Source organism: Mesoterricola silvestris (genome assembly GCF_030295405.1).
GTDB classification, from domain to species: Bacteria; Acidobacteriota; Holophagae; order Holophagales; family Holophagaceae; genus Mesoterricola; species Mesoterricola silvestris.
On record NZ_AP027080.1, the window covers coordinates 3,097,152 to 3,114,526 of the forward strand.

17 protein-coding genes are annotated in these 17,375 nt (G+C 70.1%); 12 read left to right on the plus strand and 5 right to left on the minus strand.

Annotated features, from left to right (window positions below; translation table 11 throughout):
• The first annotated feature begins 33 nt into the window (after nucleotides 1-33).
• From R2J76_RS13420 to R2J76_RS13475, 12 genes are all read left to right on the plus strand, one after another.
• Complete coding sequence (locus R2J76_RS13420) at nucleotides 34-1,446, plus strand: OmpP1/FadL family transporter (protein WP_316412138.1); 1,413 nt, start codon at nucleotides 34-36, stop codon at nucleotides 1,444-1,446.
• Nucleotides 1,447-2,958, plus strand: a complete 1,512-nt coding sequence (locus R2J76_RS13425) for a serine/threonine-protein kinase (protein WP_316412139.1) — start codon at nucleotides 1,447-1,449, stop codon at nucleotides 2,956-2,958.
• A 211-nt stretch (nucleotides 2,959-3,169) separates the two neighbouring features.
• Complete coding sequence (locus R2J76_RS13430) at nucleotides 3,170-3,619, plus strand: helix-turn-helix domain-containing protein (RefSeq protein ID WP_316412140.1); 450 nt, start codon at nucleotides 3,170-3,172, stop codon at nucleotides 3,617-3,619.
• 408 nt (nucleotides 3,620-4,027) lie between these two features.
• Nucleotides 4,028-4,360 carry an ArsR/SmtB family transcription factor gene (locus R2J76_RS13435; RefSeq protein ID WP_316412141.1) on the plus strand — a complete coding sequence of 111 codons (333 nt, stop codon included), beginning with the start codon at nucleotides 4,028-4,030 and terminating at the stop codon, nucleotides 4,358-4,360.
• 12 nt (nucleotides 4,361-4,372) lie between these two features.
• Nucleotides 4,373-5,674, plus strand: coding sequence for a TolC family protein (locus R2J76_RS13440; protein WP_316412142.1), 1,302 nt, complete (start codon nucleotides 4,373-4,375; stop codon nucleotides 5,672-5,674).
• A gap of 3 nt (nucleotides 5,675-5,677) precedes the next feature.
• Nucleotides 5,678-6,679 carry an efflux RND transporter periplasmic adaptor subunit gene (locus tag R2J76_RS13445; protein ID WP_316412143.1) on the plus strand — a complete coding sequence of 334 codons (1,002 nt, stop codon included), beginning with the start codon at nucleotides 5,678-5,680 and terminating at the stop codon, nucleotides 6,677-6,679.
• Nucleotides 6,676-9,951 (plus strand): efflux RND transporter permease subunit, encoded by a 3,276-nt coding sequence (locus R2J76_RS13450; RefSeq protein ID WP_316412144.1) that lies wholly within the window; start codon nucleotides 6,676-6,678, stop codon nucleotides 9,949-9,951. Before R2J76_RS13445 ends, R2J76_RS13450 begins: the two co-directional genes overlap by 4 nt.
• Nucleotides 9,948-10,349: a thioredoxin gene (gene trxA, locus R2J76_RS13455; protein WP_316412145.1), complete on the plus strand. Its 402-nt coding sequence runs from the start codon at nucleotides 9,948-9,950 to the stop codon at nucleotides 10,347-10,349. The genes R2J76_RS13450 and trxA overlap by 4 nt, the downstream gene beginning before the upstream one ends.
• 9 nt (nucleotides 10,350-10,358) lie before the next feature.
• Nucleotides 10,359-10,565 (plus strand): YgaP family membrane protein, encoded by a 207-nt coding sequence (locus tag R2J76_RS13460; RefSeq protein WP_316412146.1) that lies wholly within the window; start codon nucleotides 10,359-10,361, stop codon nucleotides 10,563-10,565.
• Nucleotides 10,565-10,756 carry a DUF6132 family protein gene (locus tag R2J76_RS13465; RefSeq protein ID WP_316412147.1) on the plus strand — a complete coding sequence of 64 codons (192 nt, stop codon included), beginning with the start codon at nucleotides 10,565-10,567 and terminating at the stop codon, nucleotides 10,754-10,756. The genes R2J76_RS13460 and R2J76_RS13465 overlap by 1 nt, the downstream gene beginning before the upstream one ends.
• 4 nt (nucleotides 10,757-10,760) lie before the next feature.
• Nucleotides 10,761-11,132: a rhodanese-like domain-containing protein gene (locus R2J76_RS13470; RefSeq protein WP_316412148.1), complete on the plus strand. Its 372-nt coding sequence runs from the start codon at nucleotides 10,761-10,763 to the stop codon at nucleotides 11,130-11,132.
• Nucleotides 11,133-11,201: 69 nt separating this feature from the next.
• Nucleotides 11,202-11,534: an ArsR/SmtB family transcription factor gene (locus R2J76_RS13475; RefSeq protein ID WP_316412149.1), complete on the plus strand. Its 333-nt coding sequence runs from the start codon at nucleotides 11,202-11,204 to the stop codon at nucleotides 11,532-11,534.
• A 280-nt stretch (nucleotides 11,535-11,814) separates the two neighbouring features.
• On the opposite strand, the gene R2J76_RS13480 is transcribed toward R2J76_RS13475, so the two are convergent.
• From R2J76_RS13480 to R2J76_RS13500, 5 genes are all read right to left on the minus strand, one after another.
• Nucleotides 11,815-12,198: a YciI family protein gene (locus R2J76_RS13480; protein WP_316412150.1), complete on the minus strand. Its 384-nt coding sequence runs from the start codon at nucleotides 12,196-12,198 to the stop codon at nucleotides 11,815-11,817.
• Between the two features lie 78 nt (nucleotides 12,199-12,276).
• On the minus strand, nucleotides 12,277-13,521 hold the full coding sequence (locus R2J76_RS13485; protein ID WP_316412151.1) for an RNA polymerase sigma factor: 1,245 nt from the start codon (nucleotides 13,519-13,521) through the stop codon (nucleotides 12,277-12,279).
• A gap of 149 nt (nucleotides 13,522-13,670) precedes the next feature.
• Nucleotides 13,671-14,639, minus strand: coding sequence for an NrfD/PsrC family molybdoenzyme membrane anchor subunit (gene nrfD, locus R2J76_RS13490; RefSeq protein ID WP_316412152.1), 969 nt, complete (start codon nucleotides 14,637-14,639; stop codon nucleotides 13,671-13,673).
• 9 nt (nucleotides 14,640-14,648) lie between these two features.
• Nucleotides 14,649-15,197 carry a 4Fe-4S dicluster domain-containing protein gene (locus tag R2J76_RS13495; protein WP_316412153.1) on the minus strand — a complete coding sequence of 183 codons (549 nt, stop codon included), beginning with the start codon at nucleotides 15,195-15,197 and terminating at the stop codon, nucleotides 14,649-14,651.
• A gap of 2 nt (nucleotides 15,198-15,199) precedes the next feature.
• The gene (locus R2J76_RS13500; protein ID WP_316412154.1) at nucleotides 15,200-17,368 is read right to left on the minus strand and encodes a molybdopterin-containing oxidoreductase family protein; all 2,169 of its coding nucleotides are present in this window, start codon (nucleotides 17,366-17,368) and stop codon (nucleotides 15,200-15,202) included.
• Nucleotides 17,369-17,375: the final 7 nt, after the last annotated feature.

A 17,375-nucleotide genomic window follows, 5' to 3' on the forward strand; every position in this document is an offset into this window, starting at 1 on the left:
CCCGGGCATCATGGGAAGTTCCCAAGGACCTCCGTGACCCTGAACCCCTCGACCACCCTCCGCGCGGCCGCCCTGGTGGCACTGGCCGGCGGCGGCGCGGCCGCCCAGGGCGTCCTCTCCCCCATCGGCACGATCCTCACGGAGCAGTCCCGCACCGCCTTCAGCGTACAGGGGGCGGGGGCCCGGGCCATGGGCCTGGGCGGGGCCTTCATCGGGGTGGCCGACGACGCCACGGCCGTCACCTTCAACCCCGCCGGGCTGGCCCAGATGGTGAACCCGGAAATGAGCTTCGTGGGCCAGGGCGTCAACCGGCGCGGGGCCTTCCAGGACGCCCAGACCGTCTCGGGCCGGCGCACCCTCCTGGTGGACGATTCCCTGGTGTCCAACACCCGCTTCGACCCCCTCCTGCTTTCGGGGACCCTCCCCCTGCGGGTGGGCGGCAGGACCCTGGCCATCCAGCTCTCCCTGCAGCGCCTGATCCCCCTGCGGGAGGGGAATTCCCGGGACATGCAGGAGCGCCCCGAGGACGGCACGGCCCCCGTGCAGCTTCACCAGAGCATCAACCAGGCCGGCCAGATCGACCTCTACGCCTTCGCCGCGGCCTACGAAGTCTCCCAGCGGATCCTCCTGGGCGGTTCCGTGAACTACTGGCGGGGCGACTGGAACCTGGGCTCCCACAGCACCAGCACCACCGCCGGCACCACCCGTTTCGTCCACTACACCCAGGACAACCACCTGGAGGGCGCCAACTACACCCTCGGCCTGCTCTGGCGCTGGGAGACCTGGAGCCTCGGGATCAACCGCAGCACGGCCTTCCACGGGGACTACACCTACAGCGCCTCGTACGCGTCCAGCGCCACCCCCCTCATGAGCGCCCCCCCCTACACCACGGGCCTCCACTGGCCCGCCACCACGGGCGTGGGCCTGGCCTATCGCCCCACCGACCGGTGGCTCATCGCCCTGGACGTGGTGCGGACCCCCTGGTCCGAGGCCCGGTACATGAGCGGCAGGGAGAACCTCAACGGCCTCAATTTCTTCGATATGTCCAAGGGGAACCGGACGCCGGACGCCACCCAGTTCCACCTGGGGGTGGAACGGATCCTCCTGGCCTCCTCGGGCAATGTAATCCCCCTGCGCTTCGGTTATTCCCGGGAACCCCAGCCCGTGACGGACCGCATGACCGGCCAGCAGCGGGTCATGCAGGGCCTGAGCCTCGGGTCCGGCCTGAAGCGGGGGGCCTACGGCTTCGACCTGGCCTACCGGTACGCCTGGGGCCGGCGCCGGGCCTCCCAGTTCCTGGACGCCGACCAGCTCCTGACCAGCGTCCACAACCAGTCCCTGGGCACCGAGGCCATCACCGAACACCGCCTGGCCTTCAGCTTCATCGTCCAGTTCGACCGGCGCCCCGTGCAGGAATTCCTGCACCACCTGTTCGTGGGGGGCTGAGTGCTCGCCGGCCTTATCCTGCCCGCCCTCGTCCTGGTCCAGACCCAGCCCACCTTCTACGCGGCCTGGGAGGATGGCCGGGACGCGGAGACCGCCCGGCACTTCGAGGCGGCCCTGGGGGCCTACCAACGGGCCGCGGAACTCCATCCCCGTTCGGCCGCCCAGCTCATCATCTACGGCAACAACCTGCTGCGGGGCTACTACCCCTACACCCGCATCGCCCGATGCTGCATCGAACTGGGCCGGTGGGACGGGGCCGACCGGGCCCTGGCCCAGGCGGAACGGGAAGGGGAACCCCGGGAGGAGCGGCTGGCCCTGGCCGCCCGGGTGCACCACCCCCGCCCGGCGGAAGAGCCCCCGCCCGTCAAGGCGCCCCCGGCGACTCCGCCCCCCCGGCCCGCGGACCCCGTGCCCGCGCCGCCCCCGGCGGTGGTCCACACCCCCGCCCCCCAGCCCATCCTCCCGGCCACCCCGGCGCCCCCCCGGGCGGAACCGGCCCCGCCCCGGGCGGAGCCCGCCCGGCCCACCCCGCAGCCCGCGCCCGCACAACCCGCCCCGGTCGCGCCCCGGGCCCCCGAAGCCCCCCCCCGCACCGGCAGCGGCGCCTACCCATGGGTCCTGGGCGGCCTGGTGGCGGCGATGGCGGCCCTCTGGCTGGCGGGGAGGCGCAAGCGGCCGGCCCTGGACGAGGCCTTCCGCCAGCCGGGTCAGGTGGGGCCCTATCGCATCGAGCGCCTCCTGGGCCGGGGGGGCTTCGCGTCCACCTATCTGGCGTTCAAGGAGGGTGACAAGCGCCCCGTGGCCCTCAAGCTCCTCCATCCCTTCCGCCAGGACGATCCGGAATTCCTGGGCCGCTTCCGGCAGGAGGCCCGCCTGGGTTCGCTCCTGGACCACCCCAACATCGTCCGCCTCCTGGACCCGGGCCCCCAGGAGGGCACCCCCTGGCTGGTCATGGAGTACGTGGAAGGCCAGCGCCTGGACGTCCTCCTAAAGGAACGTGGGCCCCTGCCCCTGGCCCGGGTGCTGGACCTGGCGCGGCAGGTGGCCTCGGCCATGGCCCACGCCCACGCCCGGGGCGTCACCCACCGGGACCTGAAGCCCGGCAATATCCTGATGCTGGGCGACCGGGTCAAGGTCATGGATTTCGGCATCGCCCGGATCCTGGATTCCGCCACCCTCACCACCACGTACGCCTTCCTGGGCACCCCCTCGTACGCGGCCCCGGAACTGCAGCTCAAGACCCAGGTGGGCCCCGCGGCGGACCGCTACTCCCTGGGCATCATGCTCTTCGAGCTGATCAGCGGGCGGACGCCCTTCGGCGGGGAGACCCCCTTCGAGATCCTGGACCAGCACCGCAGCGCCGAACTGCCGGACCTGGCCGCCCTGCGCCCCGATGCACCGGGCCCCCTGGTGGAATTGGTGGTACGGCTCACCCGGAAGGACCCAAACGAACGTCCAAGCGACCAGGACGTGTGCGAAATTCTGGATGCCCTGGCCGGGATCCACGCTTGAAGGCGCGAACAAATCCCTTGACCCTGTCGGGATCCTGGTTAAATTATCCATCGAATTAAATTCCGTTTTCGGAACGGAATTCCTCATCGGACAGGTATCAGACCTGCAAGTTGGAGGCGCAGATCCCATCACCCCCAGGGGTGATAGGTTCCTGCGCCCATTGTGTATTCACGCGAATCCGGATTCCGGTTCCCAATCCAGGAGGTCAGCCATGACCCTCACCCCCACCGATCCCGTGCGCGACGTTCCCGGCACGATGGGCGATCGCATCAAAACCGTCCGCCGCACCTGGAAGTGGTCCCAGCAGGAGATGGCCGGGGCCCTCCGGGTGGACCAGGCTTCCATCTCCTTCTGGGAGCGGGACAAGATCCGGCCCTCGGGCTCCGCCCTCGTCGCCCTGGCCGCCCTGTTCCGCACCAGCGTGGACGCCCTGGAGGGCGGCAGCGAATTCAACATCCCCGACTCCCCGTCCGCCCCCGGCGGCGACAAGGTGGAGCGGGAATTCCCCCGCAGCGTCTGCCTCCCCATGGGCGACAGGGAAAAAGTGATGGTGGTGGATCTCGCGGACGGCTCCTCCAAGGGCGACCCGGTTTCCGAGGCCATGATGACCCTCGCCATGGGCGTCAAGGCCAATCGCCGGGTATGGGTCGTCATCGAATAGAAGCCCAAAACGCAGCGAGGGCCCCCGGCTTCCGGGGGCCCTCGCTGCGTTTTGGACACCCCCGCCCGCCCAATCCTGCCCTCCCGATTCCGCCCAATGCAACTCGGGCCTCCCTCCAGCGCCGAGCGAGAACGAAGCGCACCCCACTCCCCCTCCACCCGCCGTCCATGGATCACGGGTAGCGCCAGCAGCAGCTTGCTGCTGGCGCTACCGATGGGTCGGGGCCTCAGGTTGGGACCGGTGTGGGTCGCGCCCCCACGTTGGAACCCGGCCGAAGGAGCGGCAGCCCCCGGCAGGGCAAGCCCGGCCCGGCCGACCGGACCCAACCGCCAAGAGCCCCCCAAAAATTCCCGCAGAGGTGTTGACAGCCTCCAGAACTGTATTATTCTATGGTTGTATAGGTAAAGGATGAACAAGTTGACCCTCACCCAGCCCATGATCAGCGACGTCAGCAGGCTCTTCGCCGCCCTGGGCGACGAGTCCCGGCTCCGGATCCTCAAGGTCCTGCTGGAGGCCGGAAGGCCCCTGAGCCAGGGCGCGGTGGCCGAGGCGGCGGAGCTTTCCCAGGCCAACGCCAGCAAGCATCTCATCCACCTCACCCGGGTGGGGTTGGTGCACCGGGAGCCCAGCGGTAATCTGGTGCTCTTCACCCCGGTCTCCCCCCTCGTTCCCGATGTCTGCGACCTGATGTGCGCCCACGTGGCCGCGCGCGTCAAGGCCGCCTATTCATCCATCTCCTAGGAGTCCCGGTCCATGCCCAGTCTCATGTTGCGGATCGTCCCATCCCTGGTGGCCCTCACGGCGGCCGCCCAGCAGCCCCTCACGGTCCAGGACGCCATCCGCCGCGCCTGGGCGGGCCAGAGCGGCCTCCAGGCCGGCGAGGCCCTGGTGGAGCGCGCCCGGGGCGAAGCCCAGGCCCTGCGGGCCCTCAACCTCCCCACCCTCAGCCTGGGGGCGGGCCTCACCCGCACCACCGAGCCCATGCAGGTCTTCGGCATGCACCTGGACCAGGCCCGCATCGCCCAATCGGACTTCATGCCCGATCGCCTCAACCACCCCGCCGCCGCCTCCGGGCTGGGCGCCACCCTGACCCTCGCCCAGCCCCTCTATGCCGGCGGACGCCTGGACGCCGCCGCCCGGGCCGGCGCGGCCCTGGCCGGGAGCGAGGCGGCTTCCCAGGCCCACCGGCGCCAGCAGGTGGCCTACGCGGTGGCCCAGGCCTACTTCGGGGCCCAGGTGGCCGAGCAGGGCCTGCGCTACGCCGAGGACACCCTCCGGCAGGCCACGGAAACCGAGCGCTTCGTCACGGCCCGGGTGGACCAGGGCCTGCTGCTCCGCTCCGAGGGGGACCGCGCCCGGGCCTTCCGGGCCCAGAGCGAGGCGGGGGTGGCCGAAGCCCGCAACCGCGTGGCCTCGGCCCGGTCCGGCCTGGCCCTCCTCATGGGCGCGGACGCCGGCGGCCCTCTCGCCACGCCGGTGGACGCGCCCCTGCCCGCGCCCTCCGGGACCCCCGGACACCGGGGCGATCTGGAGGCCCTCAAGCTCCAGGGCGAGGCCGCCCGCCAGGGCGTTGCCGCCGCCCGGGGCGCCCTGAAGCCCGAAGTGGGGCTCAGCCTCACGGCCGGCACCGCCCGGTACCAGGTGGGCGAAGGGGGCAACTGGACCACCGCCTCCCTGGGGGCGAAGTGGACCTTCTCCTTTTCGGATTCCCGGCGCGTCTCCGCCGCCCGGGCCCAGGTCCGGGCCGCGGAACTGGGCCTGAAGTGGCAAGAACAGCAGGCTTCCCGCGAAGCCGACGAGGCCCGCCGCTTCCTGGACACGGCCCAGGCCAAGATCGCCTTCGCCAAGGTGGCCCTGGAGGCCTCGGAAAGCGCCCGGGCCATCCGCACCGCCCGGCATCGCGAGGGGCTCCTGCCCCTGGTGGAAGTGCTGGACGCCGAGGCCGGGCTTTCCGGCGCCCGCACCCTCCTCCTCAACAGCGAACTGGAATGGCGCCTGGGCGGAGCCCAGCTCGCCCTGGCCCTCGGACAACCCATTGAAGGCGTCACGGAGTAGATGATGAAAACCCCCCTGATCCTGCCCATCACCGCTCTGATCGCGGGCCTGGCCTGCGGCAGGCACGAAGCGCCCCAGGCCCCCGCCCTGCCCCCGGCCAAGGTGCGCCTGGTCTCCCCCGGCGCCGCCGGCGACGCCGGCTGGGTCGCGGCCACCCTCACGGCCACGCGCCGGGCCACCCTCTCCACCCGCATGGCGGCGTCGGTCACGCGCGTGCTGGCCAACGAAGGCCAGCGCGTGGCCCAGGGCGCCCTCCTGGTGAGCCTGGCCGACGGCGACCTGCAGTCCGGGCTCAAGGCCGCCGAGACCGCCGTGGCCGCGGCCCAGGCCCACCACCGCCGCATCGAGGCCCTCGCGAAGATCAACGCCTCCACCCCCAGCGAACTGGAGATGGCCGCCACGAACCTCGCCCAGGCCCAGGCCGGCCTCGCCGGCGTGAAGGCCAACCTCGCCTACACCCAGATCCGCGCCCCCTTCGCGGGCGTGGTCCAGAGCCGCATGGTCAACGAGGGCGCCTTCGTGGGCCCCGGCCAGCCCCTCATCGAGCTGGAGGGCCAGGGCGCCCTGGAGCTGGAAGGCTCCGTGTCCGAGCAGGAGGCCAAGGCCCTGCGCATGGGCCTCAAGGTGCCCTTCGAGGCCGAAGGCCGGTCCGGTTCCGCGGAAATCACGGCGCTGTCCACCGGGGGCGACCCCGTGTCCCACCGGGGCACGGTGCGGGCCCGCATCCTGGGCGCCGCCGGGTTCCGCTCGGGCTCCTTCGCCCGCATCAAGGTCCCGGGCGCCGCGCAGGAAGGCCTGTCGGTGCCCACCTCCGCCCTGGTCGTGCGCGGCGAGCTCTCCGGGGTCTTCGTGGCCCGGGACGGCAAGGCCGAGCTGCGCTGGCTCTCCCTGGGCGACGCCCGGGGCGGCGCGGTGGCGGTGCGCGCGGGCCTGAAGGCCGGCGAGGCGGTCATCGACGCCCCCGGCGCCCTCGTGGACGGCCAGCCCATCGAGGTGTCCAAATGAACGGCGCGCCCCGGCTGGGCCTCGCCGGAAGGATGGCCAAGGGTTTCCTCCGCAGCAAGCTGACCCCCCTCATCGTCCTCGCCTCGCTCATGCTGGGCGCCATGGCCGTGGTCCTCACCCCCCGCGAGGAGGAGCCGCAGATCATCGTGCCCATGGTGGACCTCTACGTGCCCTTCCCCGGGGCCAGCCCCCGGGAGGTGGAGGCCCAGGTCACCACGCCCCTGGAAAAGCGCCTCTGGGGCATCCCGGGCGTCGAGTACCTCTACGGCACGAGCCGGCCCGGCATGGCGCTGGTCACCGTGCGCTTCAAGGTCAACGAGCCCCAGGAGCCCAGCCTGGTGAAGGTGCACCAGGAGCTGGCGGCCCATCCCGAGATCCTCCCGGCCGGGGCCATGAAGCCCATCGTGCGCCTCCAGACCATCGACGACGTGCCCTTCCTCACCCTCACCCTCCACGGCGAGGGCCAGACCCCGGGCCAGCTGAGGCGCGTGGGCGAGGTGCTGGCCCGGGAGCTCTCCGCGGTGCCCGACACCGCCCAGGCCCGGGTCATCGGCGGGGCGCGGCGCATGGTGCGCATCGAGCCCGACCCCGACCGGCTGCGGGCCCTGGGCATGTCCCTGGCGGAACTGCAGCCCGCCCTCCAGAGCGCCGAGGCCCAGCTGCCCGCGGGCGCCCTGGTGGACCACAACCGCCGCACCACGCTGGAGGCTTCGGGCTTCGTGCTCGAGGCCCGCGAGCTCAACCGCCTCGTGGTGGGCGTGCGCAACCAGAAACCGGTGTACCTGGCCGATGTGGCCACGGTTTCCGACGGCCCCGATCCCGAACCTCCGGTGGTGCTCTACGGCGCCCAGGGGACCCTCGAGAACGCCGTCACCATCGCCCTTTCCAAGCGCGCCGGCTCCAACGCCACGGCCCTGTCCCGCCTGGCCCTGGACAAGGTGGAGGCCCTCCGGGGCTCCGTCCTGCCCCGCTCCCTCAAGGTGGACGTCACCCGGGACTACGGCGAGACCGCCGGCGACAAGTCCAACGAGCTCATCGAGCACCTCCTCATCGCCACCCTTTCGGTCATCGCCCTGATCCTGCTCGCCATGGGCTGGCGCTCGGCGGTGGTGGTGGGCGTGGCGGTGCCCGTGACCCTCGCCCTCACGCTGCTGCTCACCTACCTCCTGGGCTACACCCTGAACCGGGTGACGCTCTTCGCCCTCATCTTCTCCATCGGCATCCTGGTGGACGACGCCATCGTGGTGGTGGAGAACATCCATAGGCACATGCACCTGCCCGGGCCGCGGCGATCATTCGCGGCCACGGTGGTGGAGGCCGTGGACGAGGTTGGCAACCCCACCATCCTGGCCACCTTCGCGGTCATCGCCGCCATCCTGCCCATGGCCTTCGTGCGGGGCCTCATGGGGCCCTACATGCGCCCGATCCCCGTGGGCGCGAGCCTGGCCATGCTCTTCAGCCTCGCCATCGCCTTCGTCATCAGCCCCTGGGCCGCGCTGAAGATCTTCCGCAAGGAGGCCCACCTCCCCGAGGTGGACGAATCCGGCCTCCACCCGGCCTCGGACGAGAAGGAACCCCCCGAACCCGACCACGACCACGAAGGCTCCCCGGAGGACCTGGGCACGCGCATCTACCGCAAGGTGATGCGGGCCCTCCTCACCAGCCCCAAGGTGCGCCTGGGCTTCCTGGCGGCGGTCCTGGCCATGCTGGGCGGCGCCATGGCCCTGGTGGGCACCGGCCTCGTGAAGGTCAAGATGCTGCCCTTCGACAACAAGTCCGAATTCATGGTCCAACTGGACCTGCCCGCGGGCACCCCCCGGGAGGACGCCCTGGCCCTGGGCCAGCAGCTGGCAAGGCGCCTCATGGCCGAGCCCGTCGTGCGCAACGTCCAGGTCTACGCCCAGGAGGCCGCGCCCTACACCTTCGTGGGCATGGTGCGCCACAGCTTCCTCCGCCAGGACGCGAGCCAGGTGGACATCCAGGTGAACCTGGTGGCCAAGGGCGACCGCAAGGAACAGAGCCACGCCATCGCCACCCGGCTGCGCCCCGAGCTGGAGAAGTTCACCGTCCCCGCCGGCGCCCGCATGAAGGTCGTGGAGATCCCCCCCGGACCTCCGGTGCTGGATACCGTGGTGGCCGAGATCTACGGCCCCACCCCCGCCGAGCGCGCCCGGTACGGCGCCGAGGTCCTCAAGGCCTTCCGCTCCGTGGACGGCGTGGTGGACGTGGACTCCACCCTCAATCCCACCGATCCCAAGATCAGCCTCGTGCTGGACCGGGAGAAAGCCGCCCTGCACGGCGTGGCCCCGGCCCTGGTGGTGCAGTCCCTCTCCATGGCGGGCCAGGGCATGCCCGCGGGCACCTTCCACGTCCTGGAGGGCTCCTCCCAGGTGCCCGTGGTGGTCCAGCTGGCATCGAACCGCCGGCGCGACCTGCGCGACCTCCTGCAGCTGGCCGTGCCCGGCCCCCGGGGCATGGTCCCCCTGTCCGAGCTGGTGACGGTGAAGGAGGGCCTGGAGGAGGCCGACATCTTCCACAAGAACCTCATGCCCGTCACCTACGTCTTCGGCGACCTGGCCGGGAAGATCGAAAGCCCCGTCTACGCCCTGGCCGCCCTGGGCAAGAAGATCGACGCCATTCCCGGCACCCAGGGCCGCGCCGTGGCGCGCCTGGGCCTCTCCCACCCCTCGTCCACGGAGGACCTGGTCATGAAGTGGGACGGGGAGTGGCACATCACCCTGGAGGTCTTCCGGGACCTGGGCCTGGCCTTCGCGGCGGTGCTGGTGCTGATCTTCGTGCTGGTGGTGGGGTGGTTCGAGAGCTTCACGATCCCCTTCGTGATCCTGGTGCCCATCCCCCTCTCCCTCATCGGCATCATCCCCGCCCACGGGATGCTCGGAGCCTTCTTCACGGCCACCAGCATGATCGGCTTCATCGCCGGCGCCGGGATCATCGTGCGCAATTCCATCATCCTGGTGGACTTCATCGAGCTGAAACTCTCCGAGGGCATGGCGCTGGAAAGCGCCGTGGAGGAGGCCGGCGTGGTGCGGTTCAGGCCCATGCTGCTCACCGCGGCGGCCGTGATGGTGGGCTCCTCGGTGATGCTGGCGGACCCCATCTTCCAGGGGCTGGCCATCAGCCTCATGTCCGGGGAGGTGGCCGCGACGCTCCTGTCGCGTCTCGCCGTCCCCGTGCTCTACTACCTCGTCGCACGCCGGGGCCGCGCCGCGGAACTCCAGCGCAAGGCGTCCCATCCCGAGGAGCAATCGTGAAACGCACCCTGCCCTTCCTCGCCGCCGCCCTCCTGGGCTGCGGCACCCACCCCCAGGCCGCCTCCCAGGAGCCCACCGTGTCCAAGGTCGTCACCCTCAACGCCGCCGCCTTCCCCGCCCTCAAGGCCCAGGGCAAGCCCGTCCTCATCGATTTCTGGGCCCCCTGGTGCGGCCCCTGCCGCACCCAGGGCCCCATCGTGGAGCAGGTCGCTGAACAGCTCGGCGACCGCGCCGTGGTGGCCAAGCTCAACGTGGACGACGAACGGAGCCTCGCCGCGCAGTTCGGGGTCCAGGCCATTCCCACCCTCGTCGTCCTGAAGGACGGCAACCTCGTGCAGCGCTTCGTGGGCGTCCAGAGCGCCGAGGTCCTCAAGAACGCCCTCGAATCCGCCAAATAGGGAGGTCCCATGAACGTCGACCGCATCGTCCACATCTTCGCCGGCACCGTCATCATGGCCAGCCTGGCCCTGGGCCACTGGGTGAGCCCCTGGTGGTTCCTGCTCACCCTCTTCGTGGGGGTCAATCTCTTCCAGAGCGGCCTCACCAACTGGTGCCTCCTGTCCCGCATCCTGGCCAAGGCGGGCGTGCCCACCCAGGGCAGCTGCGGCCTGTGATGCTGAACCTCTTCTTCGCCAAACGCCTGGCCCTGGGCCTCCTCGTGGGGGGCGGCCTGGGCCTGGGCTACTGGAAGCTCGTCGGGTGCAGCACCGGCACCTGCCCCCTCACCGCCACCCCCCTGCGGGCCCTGATCTACGGCGCCGTCCTCGGCACCATCTGGGCCCTGGGCGGCTCTCCCCGGTCCTGACGCCATGCCCCAGCTTTCCAACGCCGAATTCACCCTCCTGGCCGCGCTCCTGGTGGGCCTGGCCTGGTTCATCCTCCTGCGCAACCGCAACCGCACCCCCCCACTCACCCAGCAGCAGGTGGCCGAACTGCGCCAGCGGGGCGCCCTCCTCCTGGACGTGCGATCCCCGGGGGAGTTCTCCCAGGGGCACCCCAAGGGCGCCCGCAACATCCCCCTGCCCGAGCTCCCGCAACGCCTGGGGGACCTGGATCCCAAGAAGCCCGTGCTAACCTGCTGCGCCTCCGGCGTCCGGAGCGCCTCCGCCCGGCGGCTCCTCCTGAAGGCCGGCTTCCAGGAGGTGCACGACGTGGGCCCCTGGACCGTCCTGAAGCCTTGAAAAAGCAGGCACCTCCCTGGACAGCCCCGGCCCCGGACAGTATGCTTCTATGCGTAAACTGGAGACTGGATGGACCACGCCCCCCTGAGCGACCCCATGATCGAGGAGGTGAGCCGCCTCTTCCTGGCCCTGGGTGACCCCTCCCGCCTCAAGATCCTCCGCTGCCTCCTGGAGGCCCAGGCCCCCATGAGCCAGGGCGCCATCGCCGAGGCCACCTCCCTCTCCCAGGCCAACGCCAGCAAGCACCTCGCCTTCCTGGTGCGGGTGGGCCTGGCGAACCGGGAGCCCCAGGGCAACGTCGTGTACTTCTCCCCGGTGATGCCCCTGGTGGGAGAGGTGTGCGACCTGGTGTGCGGCCATGTCGCCGAGCGCGTGAAAGCCGCCTACCACGCCCTCGGCTAGCCCAACGTTCCGCCCCACCCCGCCTTATCGAGACCCAAGCCATTCTCGAGAATGGATGGCCCCTCTTTCATCCCCTTCATCCTGTTCATCCCATTTCCATCCCTGTTCCCGCAGGGCCAGCGATGAGGTGGGTCGGCGCGCAGTGAATCCGTTTGCGCCGACCCATCCCTGCTTTGGCCCTGCGGGAACAGGGATGGAAATGGGATGAACAGGATGAAGGGGATCAGCCCACGAAGCCGGCCTGTGCGACCCATCCGCGAATCCGGCCCACCTGCCCTCCCTACTTCCCTCCAGCCCGCCGCCGTTCGCTTTCCTCGATCATCGGCCCCATATCCTCCACCGCCCGGATCTCCCACCGCCCCATGCGGATGCCGGGGTGGTTCGAAATGAGCTGGATGGCCTGGTTCAAATCCCGGGCCTCCAGAATCAAAAAGCCGCCCAGCAGTTCCTTCGTCTCGGCGTAGGGGCCGTCCGACACCGTGACCTTGCCCTCCCGGTAGCTGAGGGTGGTGGCGCCCTGGAGGCCCTCCCCGCCCGCCCAGTGGCCGTTCTTCCGGAGCACGTCGTCGTAGGCGAAGCACCGGTCGATCATGGCGTTCTGCTCACTGGGCGGGAGCTTTCCCCAGCTCTCCGTGTCCAGGTATCCGAAGCAAACGTATTTCATGGCTGGTCTCCTTGAAGGGGCTGCCTTCCTGGAATAGTCGATCGGGGGGCGTCCGGATCGACGGGGGGAGTGAAAAAATCAGCCCAGGGCCTCCAGCCGGCCTTCCAGGAACCGGCGCTCGGGGTCCTGGCGGGCCAGGGAGAGCGCGGTGCGGTAGGAGGCGCGGGCATCGTCCATCCGCCCCAGTTGCCGGCAGAAATCGGCCCGGGCGGAGTGGGCCAGGTGGTAGGTGGCCAGCTCGCCCCCCTCCAGGATGCCGTCGACGAGGGCCAGCCCGGCGCCGGGCCCGTCCCGGAAGGCCACGGCCACCGCCCGGTTCAGGCGGATGACCGGAGAGGGATCCAGCCGGACCAGCAACTCGTAGAAGCCCACGATGCGGCCCCAGGGGGTGGCCTCGAACCCGGGCGCCCGGGCATGGGCGGCGGCGATGGCCGCCTCCAGGGTGTAGCGCCCGGCCCGGCGGGACCCCAGGGCCCGGGCCACCTGCCCGGAGCCTTCCTGGATGAGCGCCCGGTTCCAGAGGCTCCGGTCCTGGTCCGCCAGGAGGACCAGATCCCCGGACGGGGAGGTCCGGGCCGCGCGCCGGGATTCGTGGAACAGCATGAGGGCGAGGAGGCCGTGGACCTCGGGGGCCGGCAGGAGGGCCGCCAGGAGCCGCCCCAGGCGGATGGCCTCCCCGGAAAGATCCGTGCGGGTCACCGCCTGGCCGGATGAGGCCGAGTAGCCCTCGTTGAACACCAGGTAGATCACCTGCAGGACGGCCTCCAGCCGCCCGGGAAGTTCCGCCGCCCCCGGCACCTCATAGGGAAGCCCCTCGTTCCGGATCTTCGCCTTGGCCCGCACGATGCGCTGGGCCATGGTGGAGGGCGCCACCAGGAAGGCCCGGGCGATCTCCTCGGTGGTGAGGCCGCAGACCTCCCGCAGGGTGAGGGCCACGCAGGCCTCGGTCCCCAGGAGGGGATGGCAGCAGGTGAAGACGAGCCGCAACCGGTCGTCGGGGAGGGTCTCCACCCCGCCGTCGGGTTCCTCGGGTTCGGCGGGAAGCAGCGCTTCCCCCAGCGCGTCCAGGGGGGCTTCGAATTTCGCCCGCCGCCGCAGGGCATCGATGGCCTTGAACCGCCCCGTGGAAACGAGCCACGCCCGGGGCCTGGCCGGAACCCCCTCCACCGGCCACTGTTCCAGCGCAGCCCGGAAGGCCTCGTGCATGGCCTCTTCCGCCGCATCGAAATCCCCCAGGAGCCGGATCAGCGTGGCCAGCACCTGGCGGGATTCGCCGCGGTAGAGTGCGTCCAGGACGAGGGGGATCGGTTCAGGTGAGGCCATCGTGGGGGACATTCTAGGGCGTCCCGGCCAACTCCGCGCTTTCTTTATCCTGCTCCTTCCCTTGAATCCAATTCATCCCCGTTCAAACCCCGCCGGGAGTTACCGCGACCCTGAGGCCCGGGAGGTGCCCCCCACCGATCCCAGCCCCTTCACCTGAACCCGCTGGCCTGCCCCGCGAAGACGAACACGTACCTCAACACGTACCCTCCGAAGATCACCAGCCCCGCCGCGGTCATGGCCAGGCCGCGGGTGATGTGCAGCGTTCCGCTCCCCATGAGGACCGGCTTGAATTCCCACAGCTCGATGGCCAGGGGCAGCAGCAGCCCCGCCCCCAGGAAAAGCCCCCAGAAAATGAAGGTGAAGGGCCCGCCCAGGACGAGGGAGAGGGCTTCGCGCACGGCCAGGACCGACAGCTGCCCGTGGATCAGGTAGGGCAGGACGATGAAGAATTCCAGCAGGATCAGGCAGATGTCCAGGGTGTACAGGAACCGGAACTCCGCCAGGTCCCTGGGACCCTTCTCCACCATCCGCGCCAGGATCAGCGCGGCGGTGCCGGTGCTCAGGGCGCTGAAGAGGAAGAGCTGGGCCACCAGGTTCGTGTTCCAGAAGGGCCGGGCCTGCACGGCGCCCAGGAGCACGCCGGTGTAGATGCCCACGCCGATGGCGAAGGGAAAGCCCAGCATCGCCAGCCGCCGCTTCCAACTGCCCAGGTCCCGGTTCAGGGCCAGGATCCGGGCCCGCCCGGGGGTCCGTGCGGGAATCCGCGCGAAGAGGGCGTTGCGCTCGTCCTCCGTGAGCCAGGCAAAGAGGTTCACCAGGGTGATGCCCGTGAAGACCAGCAGGAGCCAGGAGCCGATGGACATGGGCGACTCCCAACGGAAGATCACGAAGAGCTTCCAGAACCTCCACCACTTGCCCAGGTCGAATATCAGCAGGAAGGAGCCCAGGGCCACGGGCCACGGGGCCAGGAGGGCCCCGGTGCGGGCGATGCGGGGGTAGACGGGCTTTCCGTCGGTCTGCAGCCAGGTGCAGAAGGCGGACACGAAGAAGATCCCGGCGGACAGGCCGCCCAGGAACAGGTAGTTGACGATGAGGAATTCCCAGACCGGTTCGCGCATGGTTGGCTCCTACAGGAGGTAGTACAGCTGGGGGCCGTTGCCCGTCTGGGGTTTCAGGACGCGGTAGCGCCGGCTCTCCAGGAGGGCGTGCAGCGCGCTCCGGGGATCGGTGAGGTCGCCGAAGGTGCGGACCTTGCTCGGGCAGGTCTCCACGCAGGCCGGGAGCTCGCCCCGGTCCACCCGGTGGGCGCAGAAGGTGCACTTGTCCACCACCCGGGTCTCCTCGTTGAAGAACCGCGCGTCGTAGGGGCAGGCGATCATGCAGTACTTGCAGCCGATGCAATCGGCCTCCCGCACCTGGACGATGCCGTCCTCCCGCTGGAAGCTGGCCCCGGTGGGGCACACCCGCACGCAGCTGGGGTTGTCGCAGTGGTGGCACTGCTCGGGGTCGAAGGAGGCCCGCAGCCGCGGGAAGGCGCCGCCATGCTCGGCGTTGATGCGGTTGCGGAAGACGCCCGGGGGCACGTCGTTCTCGGCCTTGCAGGCCACGACGCAGGCCTTGCAGTCGATGCACTTCCTGGAGTCCAGGACCATCGCGTAGCGTTTGGGATTGGCCATGATCACACCTTCACCACGTTGACGAACGTCTCGTGCATGGCGGCGTTGCCGCTCACCTTGTCCCATGCGGTCTCCAGCAGCACCGCGTCCGCCGCGCCCACGTTGTACACCCGCTTGAGCCAGGGCGATTTCTTGCCGAAGCCGTGGAGCATGAAGACGCAGTCCGGGCGGATCTCCTCCGTGGCCCGGGCCTTGATGCGCACGGTGCCGGCGGTGCTGGTGACCTCCACCAGGTCGCCGGTGCGGATGCCCATGCGGGAGGCCTGGTCCTGGTTGATCCAGAGATCGTTCTCGGGGATCTGCTCGTGGAGCCAGGGCAGTCCGGCCAGGGCGGCGTGGGTGATGGTGGCCTTGCGGCCCAGGATCATGCGGAACCTGCCCGCGGGGGGCTGGGCCGGCGGGGCGTACACCGGCAGCGGGTCGTGGCCCGCCTCGGCCAGGCGCTCCGAGAAGATCTCGATCTTCCCGCTCTTGGTGACGAAGCGGTAGGCGGCGTTGCGGGTGGTGCCGTACTTGGGTTCGCTGAAGGCCACCACCCCGTGCTTCTTCATGTACTCCAGGCCGTTCTCCACGGGGAGTTCCTTGGCCTCGGCCTCGATCCACTGGTCGATGGTGTAGTCGAAGTACTCCGAGAGCCCCAGGCGCCGGGCCAGGCCCTGGGCGATCTCCAGCATGGGGAGGGTGTCGTGGATGGGCTTGATCACCTGCTGGCGCAGCACGGCGGCGGGCCAGATCCCGGGCATCACCTCGATGGGGTCGGTGCGCTCCAGGTAGTGGCTTTCGGGGAACACCACGTCGGCGTACCAGGCGGTGTCGCTCATGGCGATGTCCACCACGCCGATGAAGTCCATGGCCTCCATCATCCGCAGGGTCTTGCCCTGGTCCGGGACGGCGTTGAGGGGGTCCTGCTTGTAGATCATCCAGGCCTTCACCGGGTAGGGCGCGCCCTTGAGGACGTTCTCCCGGGTCTGGAGGTAGACGCCGTCCTTGGCGGAGGTGAGGGGGAAGTTCTTCTCCACCTCGTCCACCCGGGGAGCCTTGGGGTCGTCCCAGGGCAGGAACATGAACTCGCCCTTGGCCACCTTGCGGTTGGGCACCATGCCCCCCTCCCGGTCCCAGTTGCCCACGATGGTGTTGAGGATGGCCTGGGCCCGCCGCATCTGGAAATCGTTCTGGTACCAGCTGGAGCGCCGGCCCGCGTAGAAGACGGCCCGGTGGCCCGCGTCCGCGAACTCCCGGGCGATGCGGGTGATCTCCCGGGCGGGGATCCCGGTCTCCGCCTCGGCGAATTCCGGCGTGTAGGGCTTCACGTGCTCCACCAGCTGGTCGAAGCCCAGGGTCCACTGGTCCAGGAAGGCCTTGTCGCAGCGGTCCTCCCGGATGATCACGTGGATCATGGCCAGGATGAAGGCCATGTCGGTGCCGGGCTTGATGGGGTACCACTCGTCGGCCTTGGAGGCGGTGACGGTGAAGCGCGGGTCCAGGTACACGAACTTGGCCTTCCGTTCCATGACCCCGCCGATGAGGTCCATGGTGTCGGGGGTGATGATGCTCTCGAAGCGGTTGGCCCCGGCCATGATCACGTACTTGGCGTTCTGCAGATCGAAGCTGGGCACCGTGCCGAAGGTCATGGAGTAGGCCAGGTTCACGGAGGCCAGGCAAAGCGAAGGGTGCCGCAGGATATTGGGGCTGCCGAAGGCCAGGCCCAGGTTCTTGAAGAACACTTCCTGGAAGCCCTCGGTGCTGGACCACAGGGTGCCCTCGGGGCCGTGCTTGGCCTTGGTCTCGGCGAGCTTTTTGGCCGCGAAATCGAAGGCCTCGTCCCAGGTGGCGGCCTTCCACTTCCCTTCGCCCCGGGCCCCCACGCGGATCATGGGCTGCTTGAGGCGGTCGGGATCGTACACCTGCTGGATGGCCGCGTTGCCCCGGGCGCAGAGCATGTTGCGGGACTTGGGGTTCTCGGGGTTGGGGTTGAGCTTGTGGATGCGGCCCCTGCGCACCGTGGCCAGCACCGAGCACTTGTTGGGGCACAGTTCGCAGGTGGTGGGCACCCCCGGGCCCACGGGGGGCTCGGGCACGCGCTTGGCCCGCGCGAAGAATTTCGGGCAGCCGATGCTCGTGGCGGCGAAGCCGCCGGCGCCAACGAGCTGCAGGAAAAGACGCCGGTCCATGGAACCT

Coding starts and splice junctions, on each gene's coding strand:
- R2J76_RS13430 (WP_316412140.1), top strand. CDS start 3,170: ATGACCCTCACCCCCACCGATCCCGTGCGCGACGTTCCCGGCACGATG.
- R2J76_RS13435 (WP_316412141.1), top strand. CDS start 4,028: ATGAACAAGTTGACCCTCACCCAGCCCATGATCAGCGACGTCAGCAGG.
- R2J76_RS13440 (WP_316412142.1), top strand. CDS start 4,373: ATGCCCAGTCTCATGTTGCGGATCGTCCCATCCCTGGTGGCCCTCACG.
- R2J76_RS13445 (WP_316412143.1), top strand. CDS start 5,678: ATGAAAACCCCCCTGATCCTGCCCATCACCGCTCTGATCGCGGGCCTG.
- R2J76_RS13450 (WP_316412144.1), top strand. CDS start 6,676: ATGAACGGCGCGCCCCGGCTGGGCCTCGCCGGAAGGATGGCCAAGGGT.
- R2J76_RS13460 (WP_316412146.1), top strand. CDS start 10,359: ATGAACGTCGACCGCATCGTCCACATCTTCGCCGGCACCGTCATCATG.
- R2J76_RS13465 (WP_316412147.1), top strand. CDS start 10,565: ATGCTGAACCTCTTCTTCGCCAAACGCCTGGCCCTGGGCCTCCTCGTG.
- R2J76_RS13470 (WP_316412148.1), top strand. CDS start 10,761: ATGCCCCAGCTTTCCAACGCCGAATTCACCCTCCTGGCCGCGCTCCTG.
- R2J76_RS13475 (WP_316412149.1), top strand. CDS start 11,202: ATGGACCACGCCCCCCTGAGCGACCCCATGATCGAGGAGGTGAGCCGC.
- R2J76_RS13480 (WP_316412150.1), bottom strand. CDS start 12,198: ATGAAATACGTTTGCTTCGGATACCTGGACACGGAGAGCTGGGGAAAG.
- R2J76_RS13485 (WP_316412151.1), bottom strand. CDS start 13,521: ATGGCCTCACCTGAACCGATCCCCCTCGTCCTGGACGCACTCTACCGC.
- nrfD (WP_316412152.1), bottom strand. CDS start 14,639: ATGCGCGAACCGGTCTGGGAATTCCTCATCGTCAACTACCTGTTCCTG.
- R2J76_RS13495 (WP_316412153.1), bottom strand. CDS start 15,197: ATGGCCAATCCCAAACGCTACGCGATGGTCCTGGACTCCAGGAAGTGC.
- R2J76_RS13500 (WP_316412154.1), bottom strand. CDS start 17,368: ATGGACCGGCGTCTTTTCCTGCAGCTCGTTGGCGCCGGCGGCTTCGCC.